At 62.7% G+C, this 14,078-nt stretch carries 9 protein-coding genes; 1 reads left to right on the forward strand and 8 read right to left on the reverse strand.

The annotated features are described in order from the left end of the window. Nucleotides 1–50 precede the first annotated feature (50 nt). Nucleotides 51–530 carry a hypothetical protein gene (locus tag SIDU_RS06085; protein ID WP_007685882.1) on the forward strand — a complete coding sequence of 160 codons (480 nt, stop codon included), beginning with the start codon at nt 51–53 and terminating at the stop codon, nt 528–530. Here SIDU_RS06085 and SIDU_RS06090 read toward each other — a convergent pair. The 8 genes from SIDU_RS06090 to SIDU_RS06125 are packed head-to-tail and all read right to left on the reverse strand — an operon-like array spanning nt 517 to nt 14,057. Next, entirely contained in the window at nt 517–6,579 is a 6,063-nt protein-coding gene (locus tag SIDU_RS06090) for a hypothetical protein (protein WP_007685883.1), read from the reverse strand. The genes SIDU_RS06085 and SIDU_RS06090 overlap by 14 nt on opposite strands. Next, nucleotides 6,579–8,603: a hypothetical protein gene (locus SIDU_RS06095; protein ID WP_073507125.1), complete on the reverse strand. Its 2,025-nt coding sequence runs from the start codon at nt 8,601–8,603 to the stop codon at nt 6,579–6,581. Before SIDU_RS06095 ends, SIDU_RS06090 begins: the two co-directional genes overlap by 1 nt. Continuing rightward, nucleotides 8,603–9,127, reverse strand: coding sequence for a virion core protein, T7 gp14 family (locus SIDU_RS06100; protein WP_007685887.1), 525 nt, complete (start codon nt 9,125–9,127; stop codon nt 8,603–8,605). The genes SIDU_RS06095 and SIDU_RS06100 overlap by 1 nt, the downstream gene beginning before the upstream one ends. After that, a complete protein-coding gene (locus tag SIDU_RS06105; protein WP_007685889.1) occupies nt 9,120–9,581 on the reverse strand; it encodes a hypothetical protein in 462 nt (153 codons plus the stop codon). Before SIDU_RS06105 ends, SIDU_RS06100 begins: the two co-directional genes overlap by 8 nt. Beyond that, entirely contained in the window at nt 9,574–11,397 is a 1,824-nt protein-coding gene (locus tag SIDU_RS06110; RefSeq protein ID WP_007685891.1) for a phage tail protein, read from the reverse strand. The genes SIDU_RS06105 and SIDU_RS06110 overlap by 8 nt, the downstream gene beginning before the upstream one ends. Continuing rightward, nucleotides 11,397–12,017 (reverse strand): hypothetical protein, encoded by a 621-nt coding sequence (locus SIDU_RS06115; RefSeq protein ID WP_007685893.1) that lies wholly within the window; start codon nt 12,015–12,017, stop codon nt 11,397–11,399. Before SIDU_RS06115 ends, SIDU_RS06110 begins: the two co-directional genes overlap by 1 nt. After that, complete coding sequence (locus SIDU_RS06120; protein ID WP_007685894.1) at nt 12,007–12,657, reverse strand: hypothetical protein; 651 nt, start codon at nt 12,655–12,657, stop codon at nt 12,007–12,009. The genes SIDU_RS06115 and SIDU_RS06120 overlap by 11 nt, the downstream gene beginning before the upstream one ends. Before the next feature lie 50 nt (nt 12,658–12,707). Then, nucleotides 12,708–14,057 carry a hypothetical protein gene (locus SIDU_RS06125; RefSeq protein ID WP_007685896.1) on the reverse strand — a complete coding sequence of 450 codons (1,350 nt, stop codon included), beginning with the start codon at nt 14,055–14,057 and terminating at the stop codon, nt 12,708–12,710. Nucleotides 14,058–14,078: the final 21 nt, after the last annotated feature.

The following is a 14,078-nucleotide window of genomic DNA, read 5'->3' on the forward strand; positions in this document are numbered from 1 at the left end:
TAATTAGGGCGCATGACAAGGGGCTTGAATCGACGGGGGATTGTTGCCGTATGACGGGGCGCGCTCTGAAGTATGCTTATTATGGCATCGGCGGCGCTCTGGCCGGATGGGGGTTGGGGTATGGCATTGCGCCGGACTCCCCATCGCTTCAAGCGGTACTGGCTGGCGCATTTGGCTGGCTCATCGCCAAGGCCAATGTGGCGATGGATGATGACCCGACCTTTCCCGGTCGGGAGGATGTGCGGGGCGCGTGGCCTCGGTTGCGCGCCAACGCCCATTTCTTGAGCGGAGGGGCGTTGGGGGAAGCCGGCGCTTTGCGGATGACTTTTATCGCCCTCGGGGTCGCGCTGATCTTCTGGTTTGCGCGCGACGCCACCGAAAGCATCGCCTATGACTGGTTCGGATATGACGCCCAGAGTTTCGTCGAAGATCGCTGGCCAATCGTCCTCGCCTCTCTGGTCGCCTTGCTTGGCGCCTATCGCTACCTGATTGCGAAGGATGCACGGAAGGCCCCCGTCAGTCCTCCTTGACCTTGCCGGTCGTAATCCCTTCCCACCAATCGGTGAACGTCTCAGGGGCTTGCTCGCCCTCTCCGACGTCAACGAGAAACTGAGCCGATGCGGCGAACTGACCAGGCACAAGGCCGGTCACATAACCGGCACCCTCCAGAAGATTGCGGGTCGCCCGCTTCGTCTCATCGCCAGTAGCGATCTTGTGGGCATCCTTGGCGATCTCGACCAGCGTTTGCCCGGCTCGTTGGATCGGCGAGATCTGATAATCGAACCCCTGATTACCAGCGGCGGCATCCCAGATCGGGCGCGCTAGATCACGCACGACCGGGAGGGGGCCAAGCATCTGAAACAGCATCTGCTTGAAGGTCCAGACGCCCCAATCATCGTCCTCACCGGGACCGTTCCCAGACAGGATTTGCGACATGACAGGCGGCAGCACCATAAGCCAAAAGGCTCGCGCCATGATGTTCGGTAGGTCCCGTGGGGACCGAGATGCAGCAAGGTCGCGCCCGAGCGTGCGTTGTCGCTGATAGACCGCCGACATGTAACTGTAGAACATCGTCGACAGTTTCAGGAACTCGCCCCATTTACCGGTGCCGCGCTGGATGGCGGCGAGATCCTTTGCCGACCCAGCGCCTTGCGCAAGGCGGACTGCTTTGTCGGCTGCATAGACCGCTTCCCCATCCTGTGCGCCTTCGGCCAGCGCTTTGTTGTAGGCGCCGATCCATGTTGGGATGACGACAAGCCGGTCAGCATATCCAATGCCATGAAATGCGAAGCGCTTGGCCGCCGTCAGGCTCTGCCCTACACGGCTCTCCCCCGCCATCTGCTTGATAACCTGCGACAGATCGCGATCGAGCGTATCCATGCGATTACGGACCTCGCCTGATTTCTCCATCACGAAGTTGAAAGTGTCGATCGGGCTTGCTGTCGTTTGAGCCAAAGCCTGCCCGATCCACTTGGCGCCGACATATTCGACGCTGTTTGAATAACCTGCGATCTGGGTCAGGATCGTGGTTGCACGGAAACCCATGCCGACGATCGTGGTGTTGGCCCGGGCCTTGCCGATGAATTTGCCGACGCCCTCGTTGCCCGCTTTCTCGATGCCCCACTGGTTGGCGATGAACTTCAACCAGGGCCGAAACTGCTTACGGATTTCAGGGCCGACCGTCTCATCGACCATCTTGGAAATGCGGCTGTCCGACAGGAACTTGTCGGCCTGCATGATGGCTTCGCGGTGCGTGATGTCGTGGATGACTTCGCCGAGGTGCCGGTTGATGACGCCGATCTGCAACAGGATCGGACGCTTGACGGCGTTCGCACGATCCTTGGTCGACGAGGCTCGGGTGTTGGCCCGGGTGTAGTTCATCCCGAACATTTCCGAGGCGCGCCCCTCATTATATTCCGCCGCCTGGCTCCGCGCGCTGTCATAGATCGCCGGGTAATAGCCGCCGCGCAACGTGCCGTGCGGTGTGACCACTGGAACAGCTTCAACCTTGTCCGGCTCGACGCCATTGACGCGCCGCTCCAGCGCAGCCGTTTCCGGCCAGAGGGTTTCGACGATGTCCCAGACCTGCTGGACGAATGCCCAATCTTCCGCCGCCAGTTCACGGTTCAGCAGTTCGCGCACCGCGCCCTCGTTCCAGCGGTAGCCGTCGACCAAGCGCTGGGTATTGCCCGCGTTGCCCATGTTCAGCGCAATCGCAATCAACCCCTGCCGGGTCATCTGGAGCGGATTGCCGGTTTCGGGATTGCTCAGCGTTGCGCTGGAAAAGCTCTGCGACCAGCGGCGCAACTGCGACTTGCCGACGCTATCGAAGGCACCTTTGATACGCCCGTAATAGTCCGCCAGCATGGAATTTTCCCGGTCCTGCGCCTCGGAGATCGGCGCGAACACGATGCGATTGAAAACGCCGTGCGAATTGCCCTGATCCAGCCAGTCGAAAACCTGCTCCATCTTGAGCAGCGCAGCGTCGAAGGCCGCGACGTTGGCACTAATCCGCCCCTTCCAGTCCGGCTCAAGCAGGTCAGAAGGGGGGCGGCGCTTCATGCCATCGCCCGCGGCAAGCGCCTCACCCACGACCGCCTCATAGTCCCGCTCTTCCTTGGCATCGAGCAGCTTCTGCTTCAAGCGGCCTAGGTGCATGATCTGCTTTACCGCCGCGTCCAGGCCCAGCAGCTGCTCGACGGTCAGGCGCGACCAGTTCGTCGTGCCAAGCGTGGCGGAGAAGGACGGCGGCACGATCATGTCACGCCCAGCCTCTTCCTGCTCGCGCGCCCAGGCCTCGAAACTTTCCTGCCGGTCAAGGAACCGCTGCGACCGCTGTTTCAGGTCGACCTGTTCCAGAAGCCCCTGCGCCCGCTCCAGATAATCCTGATCGACGGTCTCCAGGGTGCGCCGGCTGGCGACCTTGTCCATGCGCTTCACCGCCGCCTCGACCTCGTCGGCCGCGCGCTTCGCCTCCGACACCAGCGCATTGTTCAGCATCTGGGCCTGTTTCTGGCGGAACGCTTCGGCATTGTCCCCGGCGATCACAGCATCCATGGCGGCCTTGCCCGCCTTCGCCGCGGCGCGCTGATAGCGCTGGATCATGGAGCGGGACGCGACATCGGCGACCTTGCCCGACCTTACTGACCGCGCCGCCCAATCCTTCGCAATGCGATAAGGCGTAACGCGCTGGCCTGTCGAGCGCGCCAGAACACGCATTTCGGCGGCGATAACCTCGCCCTGTTGGTCGTTGTGGATGATCGCAAGGGCTTCCTCCTCGATCGAGCCATCGGTGAACGGATCGCCGTAGCGCTCCATCATGCGGGTATCGACTTCCTGATCGATCAGAGCCTTGCGCACCGACCGCTTATCACCTCCCTCCCTCAATTGCCGACGCGCCGTCTCCACGCCCATCAGGGCACGGACCATCTCGTCGCCGGATGTGAAGCCGGACAGTTCGGCCACCTCATCTGGATTGACCCCGCCTTCCTTGTGGATCGGCGGTACCGCCTTGGGCAGCATCCCCGGCGCATCTTCGCCGAGGGCTTCCCTGATCCATGTGGAATCGAGCGGAGTTTCGCGCGCCTGGCGCAAAGCACGGAATTCGGGGCGGGCATCGATCTGGGCGGAGACGTCAGCCTCGACCGCTGCCCGGCGGTCATTATATTCCTTCGTAACCCGGCGCTTCACCGCGTTCATGACCTTGGCGAGCAAGGCATCATGCGCCTCGCCGCGCGCCGCTTCGGTCGATGCCTGATAGGCCGCGAATTCCTCGTCCGTCATCGTCGCGGGCTGCTCGGTGAAGAGCGCCTCGATATTTTGGATCTGACGGGCCTGCTCGATTTCCTCGTCGGTGGCGATCAGCCGGTCCATGACGCTCCGGATCTCCGGCGTGATCGGCGCCTTCAGCCGGTCGGTGGCGCGATAGATGGCGACCAGCCAAGCCTTGAACTGCTCGAAGGCGCGGCGCAGCAGCGGGGTAGGGGCCTTCCCCTCCATCAGGTAGCGCTCGACGCCGCGCGCCCAGAGTTCATGGGCATCAGTCGGGATCGTGCCGTCGGCTAGGGGATGGCCGTTCGCGGCGAACCAATCCTGCACCTGCTGCCAGTCGGCCTTCAATTGGTCAGACGCGCCTTCCTCCATCGCATCGGCGCGCAGCTGCTCAAGCCACAGATGCCCGGTTTCATGCAGAAAGGTCGACTGATCGCGGGACTGGAAAAGCTCGATGATGCTGGGGCCGGTGCCGAAACCAGCAGAGGGGAAGACGATGCGGCCGCGCGGGCCGTCATTATAGGCCTGATCGAAAGCCTGCCCCTCGCTTTCCTGTTGATAGGCGGCGATCGCGTCCTTGATCTCCTTGCGGCTGGCAGTGTCGGGATCGATGCCCCGGTTTTCCAGCATCCCGCGCAGTTCCTGCGCCGCATCGCGCAGCGTCTTTTCCTTCGCGGTCAGGAATCGATCGCGGCCGGACACGCCTTCCGAAATGGCGTCGAGCAGGTCATTCGCGGTCGGACGATCCTGCCCGAACTCCGGGAAATAGCCGGCTTCCCAGGCACGCTGCGCCCAGGCATCGGCACCATATTCATTCTGGCCGAGACCGCCTTCATCGATCAGCTCGCCCTGATCCTTCACCAGCTTGCGCTTGCCGGGCTTGCCGCGATGCCACTGGTCGGCACCCATGGCGCGCAGGTCGCCCCCGGTGTCGACGATGCCGCCACCCTTGGAGATGAAATCCATCAGCGATGGCCCGGCGGCCGTCTTCGCATCCTTCCCGCCCTTCATGGTCTCGATCAGGATGTCTGTCGAATCGGCGGCCTGGATCTGGGCGAGGGCAGGGGGCAGGATCTGGCGGACTTCCACCGGATCGAACTCCTGTCCCGTCAATTCCCGGCCCATGCGCGCCGCCCGCGTTGTCTCGCGCTGGGCGAGCAGTTCCGCCTGCTGCATGGCCGTGGCCGGGGTGAACCCGGCGTTCATCAGCTTGTCGGCGATGGACTGTTGCAGCCTCTGACGCGGTTCCTGCGCGGCGCGTTCCGCCTCGCGCTCCTGTGCCGCCTGCTCCGACAGTTGATCCATGACGTCGGCCATGGAATCCTCAAAGGTCTGCGCCTCGTTCACCGACATGCCGCCGGGCGACAGTCGCATGTCATTCTTCAGCGCTCCCCATGCAGGGGTCGCGGCCAGTTTCGTTACCTCGCCGATCGGCAGGACAAGATCGCCGCCGGTGGCATAGGCCTCGTCCACCGCATCGCGGAAACTATCGAACTCGCCCGAATAGCCGTCGGACTGCTCATAGGCGCGGAGCGCGTTGGACGAGATGAAGACGCGGTCATTGCCGGTATCGTCGCCCAGCTGCTGGACGAGGTCGGACACAGCGTCAGGCGAACGGCCCGTCGTCTTGGCCTTGCCAGTGGCTTCCGCGACCTGATCGAGGAACGCGCCGTGAGCGCGGGCACGGGCCGCCTCCTGCCTCTTTTCCAGCATATTGGCTGCAATGCGCGTTGTGCGCTCTGCCGCCGTGGAAACGCCTACGGTCGCGCCGACGCCGCCCACGGTCTGGACCACCGTTTCGAGCGCCGCCATTGGCTGTTCAAATGCAAAGTCTTTGAACGGCTTGTCGGGATTTATGGTCGCCCACTCATTGAAATTTTGCAGTAGCGTCGCCGCGACTTCCCGAGGTGCCTCAGATGCGATTTGACGCATGAAGGTTTTGACCAGCGGCGTCTTTGCCGCAAGGTCTCCGATCAGCTTCGAAACCGGGATCTTCTCTGTCGCTAATTCAACCGCGCCCTGTGCGGTGCCGTAAATTGCGGACCGACCGGGCGACAGCCCCGTGTCGCGAGCCTTGACATACTCGCCACCTGCCACGTTCGAACCCATGAACGACGCGCCGGCGGTTGGGCCTGCGACCATGCCGATGCCGACGCCGACAAGTGATGTCGGAACGCTTTCAAGGCCCGCTCCAAGATTGCGCGCCACCCAGTTCTCGATGTTGGGACGGGCTGCATCCGCGCTTTTCGCATCCTGCCTTGCCCACCCGAGGCTGATATCGGCAATCATGCGGGGTAGCGTTTTAATGCCAGCGCGGCGCTCAGCCTCCGACGAAGGTGATAGCGAGTCGAGGTTTTCCGCTAGGCCGCCGATGAAGCCATAGGTTCTACCAACGAGATTGTAACCAGCGGCCTGCGCGATTCCTCCAACATTTCGCAGCCCATAGAAGGCTTTGCCGAACAGGCCGAGATTGTCGTAATCGTCCGCTGCAATGGTGGCATTGCCGGGCTTGGCCGACCAGCGCCCGATTGCCGGATATTGCTGCATGATCGCCTTGGCGCGGGAGGCGCGGGCTTCCGCCTCGAAGGCCGGGAGGTTGCTCGCTACAGCGGAGGGTGGCAGGCCGCGCGCTTCCGCGATCGGACGCACGCGTGCCGCCTCGTCGGGCTTGGCGACCTTGATTCGATAGGCCAGTTCGTCGTCGCGCTGCGCCTGCAATTCCGCTTCGAACGGATCACCGTTCGATGGCGCCGGCTGGGTCGAGCGGGCGCGCATGGCATCCAGATATTTGTAGGGATCGGTCGCCATTACCAGAAACGCCCTTTGCCATTGCGGTAGGCGGTCGCGATCTCGTCGTCGGTCGGCGCCCGGCCATATTGATTCTGATAGCCGCGGCTGATCCGCTGCTTCACGTTTTCAGGCACGTCGTCCACATCAAGCTCGAAGCGTGGCTTCGTGCGATCCTTTTTCCAGCTGACGCCGAGCGCCCACTTGTCGACTGTGAACGTCACGTCCCGCGTTGCCGATTGATACGCTTTATACAGCTCGTCGTCGGTCGGGTTACGCTTGCCGCCTGTGACCGCCTTGAGTTCCGTCTCCATGATCCGCTGAACGGCGACCCTCTTCTTTTTGGCGCTGTCGGTGCCACCCGTCAGGCCATCCTCGACGCCGAAGGTGGAGATGGTGGACGCGACCTTGCTGCGGATCGACTTGTCGGGATCGCCCTTGATGATCTTGGCCTGCTCGACCAGCAGCCCCTGCATTTCGGCGCGCGTGACCTGACCGGCATATTTGCCCAGCGGGGTCGCCGCGAATTTCTCCGGTTCCATGATGCGCAGCAGCTCCAGCGACGTCGCGGTGGCGCCGTTGGCAACGGCCTCGACCGGCTTGCTGTTGCTCTTGGCGACGCCGATATAGCTGCGCGCTGCGTCGGGAGACAGGGCATTGCGGATGCTGGCGGGCATCTGGGAAATGTCGGTGAACCCCGCGCCCTGTTTCAGTACCCACTCGGACGCGGCGCGATCGGCGGAATCCTCGTCCCGGCGCTTCAACTGCTCGTCGAAGGACACGCGATCCTTTGCCACTTCGAGAACGGCGTCGCGCTGCTCGGGCGTCCAGCCCTGTTTGTCCGCCGCCGCATAGATGCGCTGCGTCACGTCTTCGAGGTCCCAGCGTCGCGCCGCCGGGGCTTGTCCGCCGCCGCCATCACCCAGCACGATATGCCAGTGGTCGCCGGTCGCCCAGGCGCTGCGGCCAGCACCGACCTCGTTCTTCGCCTCGATGACGCGATAGCCTGCGTCCTCGACGCCCTTCACATATTGGTCGAAGGTCATGCCCGCGATCGGCGCGACATCGACGGCGGCATGGCTTTTCGTGTGCCACGAGCCGGGGTTGGCCTTCGAGAGCGGATGGTTGGCGTCGCGGAAGGTCGACGTGACATTCGCCTTCGGAAAAAGCTGCTTGATGATCGAACCGCCATCGGCGACCGGCGCACCTGCTTGCCCCTTGCCGGGTTCGCCGACCGGCGGCAGGGTCATCAGCGCATTGACCTGACTCTCCGCCCAACGCTTCTGCAACGGCGCGGCCAGGGAGGCGATTGCAGATGTCCTGTCGCTCGCGGTCATCTCGTCCCCATGGGCCTGCAAATAGGCATTGGCCATGTCGACGTCTTTGGCGGACATATAGCGGTTAAATACGGCACTATGCGCGCCTGATACGGCCTTGCGTTCTTCCGATGCGATGATCTCGGGATCGCCCAGCCCTGCAAGCTCGGCATTGGTCCGGGCCTGCGTCCGCGCCTGGCTGATGAAATCGGAACGCTGCTGCGGATCATCGGCCGCCACCGCGCTCTCGATGAAGTTGCCCAGCTTCGCCGCGCCGGTCTCACGCTCATAGACCTTCGCCTGACCGATCGCGTGGGTGGCGACATCGTTACCGGCTGCGGCGCGCAGGCGGCCAAGCTGGGGGGCAAGATAGCGTTTCGTCCTCTGGTCGGCCTGCGACAGAGCGCCATTAATCGCCTCGTCCAGCGACTTGTCGATTCCGGGACGAGCATCGAGGGCCAGCTTTCCCGCCTTCGTCTTATAGTCCGCGAGCGCACTGGATGCCGCAGTGCTGGCGGACAGATAGAGATTGTCGGCGTTGGTGCGCGCCAGTGTGTCCTCGACCTGATCCTGCACGACAGCGCGGTCGGCGAGCGCACCGCCAAGCTTTTCTAGCCCGCGCGCGATGCCGCCAGCCGCGCCGCCATTATTGTCCGCCACCTGGAAGCGAGCGCCTGTTGTGCGAACCGGACCAACGGTCGGACCGCCATATGTCTGAATGCGCGGCATCAGCCGAAGCCCTTCGCGCTCGAATTACCAAGCCTGCCTTGCATTTTTGCATATTGGGTCGCGCCACTGAGTGCGGTCGAACCCATGTTGAACGCGCCGCTGATCAGGGCGCCCGTTGCCGCTTGTCGTGACGCCGCCGCCTTGGATCGGTAATTCGCGCCCTCGATGTCATAGGTACGAATATTTTCCGCGCCCTGCCGATAGATGCGGCCAGCATCCTCTCGGGCCATCATGTCGGTATCGGCCGTCAGATCGGCGGCATTGCCGAAATTCACGTCCAGCCCCGCCGCCGCCATCGCCGCCGCCTGCTCACCCTTCAGCTGCGAGACCTTGCGGTAATGCTGAAGCGCGGCATCGCGGGTATTGTCGGCCTCCTGCCGAGCCGATTCCGCTGACAGCTTGGCGTTCTGGTCGGCAACCTTCGCCTCGTAACGACTGGCGGCATTCTGCTGGAGCGCGGTGTAACCGGCGCCGAGCGTAGAGACGGCGGTGCCGACGAGGAGCAGTGTGGTCGGCTCACACATCGCGGATCATCCAGAAATGACGGAAGGGAACGCCGTTCACCATTTGCTCCTCTGGCTCGACGGTGAAGCCCCACGCTTCCAACAGCCTGATCGCCTTCCCGTTCGCGCTGGACACTAGGTTCCCGGCCCACCATCTTGAATCGACTGCCCGCCGGATCAGCCCCGGCCCCCATGCCAGAAGCAGCCGACCATGCCGGTAAACCTCATCGGTGCCCAGAAACCAGACCGTCTTGCGCCGATCCAGCGCGGACACAGTAACAGCCCCGAACATCGCTTCAGGCCTGCCATCGACCAGGGCGGTCCAGCATCGATCGGAGAGAAGGAAGCCGTTGCGCAGCGCCTGCTTCGGACTGTGGCCCATGGCCTCGCACTCGATCCTGTCGATGTTCCGCAGCCGGGTCGCGACGGGGCCGATGTGGGTAGCGCGGGCGGTTACGACTTCGACCCTACCCATTTACGATGGGATCGAGATAGACGCCGAGCAGGGTCAGGGGCAGCGGGTCAGTCTGCTTCACATAGACGGATGCCTGCCCGCTTACGACATTAGGCGAGTCCATCAGATATTTGCCGTTCTTGAGGGTGTCGACCGTGCCCCATGGCTCATCGCCGCGCGTTTTCAGTTCGAACAGCTGGGTGGGGACGTCGCCATTCTCCTTTCCGGCGCCCGCCAGCACGTTCCGGCTGTCCTTGAGATGCAGGACCAGCTCGCCGGGCTGCTGCTTCCGCGCCGCGTTGGAGCCGCCGCCGCCATTGAACATGACTGGCATGGTCTGAATATCGACGTCGAACGGGATGCCGAAGGTCGCCTTGCGCGCCGATCCGGCCGATGGCGGCAGTGTAATGGCCCCGTTCGTGACGGTTAGCCCTTTGACGACGAAGCCGTCGACCAGCCCCCAGACCTCGCGTCCCTCCAGATGCCAGAGATTGCGAAAGGTCGATTGCGGCTGATCGAACGAGTAGGAGACGGCGCAATCCAGATAGCAGCAGTCCTCGACCGACTCCCAGCGGGTGGACGCCATGCGCTCGATGAAGGTGCGCTCGCCACCCGGCAGGCTCCGGCGTACGGTCAGGTAAACGCGGTCCTCGCCGTTCTCCGGGACGGAGCAGCAGGACAGGACGAAGCCATCGGTCTCGCAAAGCGTCCAGCCCCAGACCTGCTGGGCCTGCTCCCATGTGAAGGCCAGCAGTTTGCCGTCGGACCGCACCGCCCAGATGATGGAGCGCGGTTCCTGCGCATAGCACCATGAAACGATGCTCATTCCCTCGAAGAAGTGCGGCGAGAAGATCGAGACGTCGTCGGAGGTCAGGCCGTCGATCTCGAATTTATAGTTGATCGAGCGGACACTGGAACCGACCGAGGGCGTATAGAAAACGACGTTATCGACGACGATAGGGGAGAGGCGGGACGATCCGCGCCCGATCTGGCGCCGTGGTGTCGCCGGGGGCGCTGCCGTCAGATAGCCGCCATCCGATCCGCCACTATCGATGCGGAACAGGTTTTCCGACGCCAGCGCCAGCAGGCTCGTCGTTGCGACCAGCTGATTGATCGCATTCACGCGCCCGGCATTGGCCGCGACAGCGATGCTGTCGTCCGCCCGGAGCGGTGTCGACTGGTCGAAATTCTCGAATTCCGCCGACCGGCTCCCCCAGATCGCATTCGGACTGTTGCGCGTCCGGCCGAGGAACAGGCGCTGCTCGAAAAAGGTGATGGTGGACGGGTAATTGCCGGTGGCATCGAAGGGGTTATAGGCCTCCGGTGGCGCCTGGCTCAGATCCGGCCCGATATTGTCGTCGGTAAAGCTCGTCGCCTCCGTCTTGCCGATATAGCCAAGGAACTGACTGTTATCTGCCTTATAGACGTTATAGCTCTCGGCCCCTGCAACTGCACTCCAGGTGATGACGTTGTAATTGCGCTTCAGATCCAGATCATTGACCGCTGTGACCGATGCATTGGCACGGCTTTCCAGCCCATCGGCATCGATCGCAGTGACCGTGTAATGGGCCGGGCGTGGATAATAGGCGTTGCCGTCATTCTCGGAATCGGTGTTGAGGACATGGGCAACCGCCGCCACTCCAGTCGGCGCGGTGATGGACGGGCCGAAGGTTACGTCGCCAACCGACCAGCTATCGTGCGCCGCGCGGGTAAGCTTCCCGACCGGATGATCGATGTGCGACAGGTACATCGTGTCGGTTTGCTGCTCGGTATCAATTTCGGGCAGCTCGACACCATTATAGGGCGTGCCGAGACGGAAGACGCGGGAGACGCCCATCAACTGCCCCCTCCGGTTGACGGCGAGGAAGGCGGGTTCACTGGATCGGGAATGACCGGGTCAGCCGGATCAGGAGCAGGCGCGGAAGTACGGACGATGCCACCACTGGCGCCAGAGAAGGCCGCCATTCCTGATGTGTCGACGTCGATGCGGAAATTGTTGGCATTGACCACGGCTACGATGGCAAAGAAGCGGTTGTTCAGTTGCTCGCCCAGCGCGCCAGCGATCCCGGAAAGAAAGACCCGGTTGCCGACCGAATAGCCGTGATAGGCCGCCGTGACCTGGGCTTGCGACTCATTGGTGATGGCGGTGATCTGCAATTCCTGGTTCAGGACCAGCCCGCCGGCAGCGGCGACACGCATATAGCCGTGCCCGAACTCCAGCGCATAGGCCTGCTCGATCGAGAACTGGAAGGGGATCAGGCGGGTCGGCTGGCTCGCGTCCAGCACTTCGGAGACCAGCCGCGTGCCTGGACGCTTCATCAGGCCGCCATATTTCAGGACGAAGACGTTGCGGGCCTTGCGGAGCGCCGTTGAATAGGCGTCAACATCGAAGCGGCCATAGAGGTCCGGCCCGATCTCGCCCTTCGCGAAATTGGGCTGCGCAAGCCTATAGCCCATCGTTCATATATCCCATGCGGGCATATTCGACCGCGCTGACATAGTCGGTTTCGATGCGCGGCGAGCGGTTTTCGCTCTCAGCGACAGCTCGTTGTTTCACGACTTCGGCCTGCTTGATCAGGTCACTCTTCAATTCCCGACTCTTCTTGATCGGCATGGCAAGACGGGTCGCCAGCTCCAGCGCCGCAGCCCGCGCGGCAAAGCGATCAATGACAGCAGGATCGACGGAATTGACCTGATATTCTAGGATCGCGTCGACGAGGTTTGTATAGATCGAGCCGTTCGCGGTGATGAAAGGCAGCTTACCCAGCGCGTCCCAGGCAGGAAAGGGATAGGGCCCTACAACGGGAAGGCTGGTCACCTGCTCGGTCACAGTAGGCAGCACCCGCACCGCCTCCGCCATGTCGGCGGGCTTACCGTACCGATAGAGCCATTCACCGGGGCGATCATTAACCTGTACGGCCAGGCTGACCCGGCGAAGCGCCCAATCCCAATCGGTCCAGCTCAACACCTCCTCCAGCACGGAGGCATAATGCATCCGGCAATAGAAGGCGCTGGTCGACGCCTCTTCGATCGAGTTGATCGGGTCCGCCGCTATCTCGGACAGCGCCTCGTTGCAGATGCCAATTTGAGAAGCCATGCCGCTTCTCTATGATGGCGGTCCTAGCGCTTGAATCGACGGCCCACAGGTCAGGCCAGCAGCACCTTCTTCCATGCCCCGTTGTAGACATAGAAATTGTTGTTCGTGGTGTCATAATACATCGGCACCCGGCCACTGATCGTAGTCGGCGTTCCGGTCGGCGCCCCCGCCGCAGCGGGAATATAGAAAAACCCGTCTGTCATCCCGGTCGTGCCGGCGGTTGCGTAGATATTGCCGCCGGATGTAACCGTCATGCGGCGCGAGCCATTCCAGAAGGAAATCTCCTTGCCGGATGGCGCTTCGACATAGGCGTCGCCGGTATCGCGGACGCCGAACTTGCCATAGCCAGCCGTATTCGTGGCCTTCAGGACGACGAAGGAGGCACTACCAATATAGGCTTCGACCCGTTCTCCTGGCGATGCGGTACCGATGCCCAGACGGTCGTTGGTATCATCCCAGAACAGATTGGCGTTATCCTGGGAATAGACCCCGGACGCACCTGCAAACACGACAGAACCGGCCGTGAAGGTTGTTGCTGTCCCGGTGCCGCCATTGGCGACAGCCAGCGTTCCCGTCAGGGTTATCGTGCCCGCTGTCGTGACAGGGCCGCCGCCGAATGTCAGTCCAGTCGTGCCGCCGGACAGGTCCACGCTTGTTACCGTGCCCGCACCGATATTTGCCCGCGCCGTCGCCGGGTTGGCAACATCGGCTAGATTATTGGCCGAGAGAAGCGCGCCCTGGAGATTGTGCTCCAGCACGAACCACGACGCGCCGACCGCCGCTTCGGTCCCGCCCGCATTATCGGCGCTCGCGACAAAAACGTCACCGACGTCGACCGCCTTGCCGGACGCGCCGCCGATCTTGCCCGCCACCGTTACCACATAGGCATCGCCCTTCGACGCAGCGGGGTAATTCGGGTTGCCGGATGCGCTGAATCCACCTTTATAATCGAGCAGGCCGGTAACGGCATTGTCGACATAGGCCTTGACCGCAGCCTGCGTTGCCAGCCGCGCGCTACTATTTGCCGACAGCGTATTGTCATTGTCTGCATCGAGGGCGGCTGCGGTGCCGAGGCTGGCTTCCGACGCGGATACCGCACGGCCTTTATCGTCGAAGTGGATGATCGGGATCTTGAGCGCTGCACCATAGGTCGCGGCGACAATTCCGGTCGTGGTCAGGGTGAAGGTGATATTCGCCTTCGCACCTCCATCAACAAAGGCAATGTCCGGCCCAGCGGCCAGCAGGCGCTCGGTTTCCATGACATCGCTGAGAACGAGGGTGATGAACGGCGCGCCACGGATTTCGCCGACACGGAAGTCATTTTCCGGCGGCTGGCCTGTTACCTGCCGAATGCGCTTCGGCGATCCATGGCGGGGGGTGCGTTCCTGATAATTGGGCATGGGTAGCAGGCGGGGAGCCGA

Origin of the sequence: Sphingobium indicum B90A, assembly GCF_000264945.2 — a bacterium.
In the GTDB taxonomy this organism is placed as follows: domain Bacteria; phylum Pseudomonadota; class Alphaproteobacteria; order Sphingomonadales; family Sphingomonadaceae; genus Sphingobium; species Sphingobium indicum.

What these genes read in the sequence shown, in the direction of transcription:
- SIDU_RS06085 (WP_007685882.1), top strand. Translation starts at nt 51, where the DNA reads ATGACGGGGCGCGCTCTGAAGTATGCTTATTATGGCATCGGCGGCGCT.
- SIDU_RS06110 (WP_007685891.1), bottom strand. Translation starts at nt 11,397, where the DNA reads ATGGGCGTCTCCCGCGTCTTCCGTCTCGGCACGCCCTATAATGGTGTC.
- SIDU_RS06090 (WP_007685883.1), bottom strand. Translation starts at nt 6,579, where the DNA reads ATGGCGACCGATCCCTACAAATATCTGGATGCCATGCGCGCCCGCTCG.
- SIDU_RS06095 (WP_073507125.1), bottom strand. Translation starts at nt 8,603, where the DNA reads ATGCCGCGCATTCAGACATATGGCGGTCCGACCGTTGGTCCGGTTCGC.
- SIDU_RS06115 (WP_007685893.1), bottom strand. Translation starts at nt 12,017, where the DNA reads ATGGGCTATAGGCTTGCGCAGCCCAATTTCGCGAAGGGCGAGATCGGG.
- SIDU_RS06100 (WP_007685887.1), bottom strand. Translation starts at nt 9,127, where the DNA reads ATGTGTGAGCCGACCACACTGCTCCTCGTCGGCACCGCCGTCTCTACG.
- SIDU_RS06105 (WP_007685889.1), bottom strand. Translation starts at nt 9,581, where the DNA reads ATGGGTAGGGTCGAAGTCGTAACCGCCCGCGCTACCCACATCGGCCCC.
- SIDU_RS06125 (WP_007685896.1), bottom strand. Translation starts at nt 14,057, where the DNA reads ATGCCCAATTATCAGGAACGCACCCCCCGCCATGGATCGCCGAAGCGC.
- SIDU_RS06120 (WP_007685894.1), bottom strand. Translation starts at nt 12,657, where the DNA reads ATGGCTTCTCAAATTGGCATCTGCAACGAGGCGCTGTCCGAGATAGCG.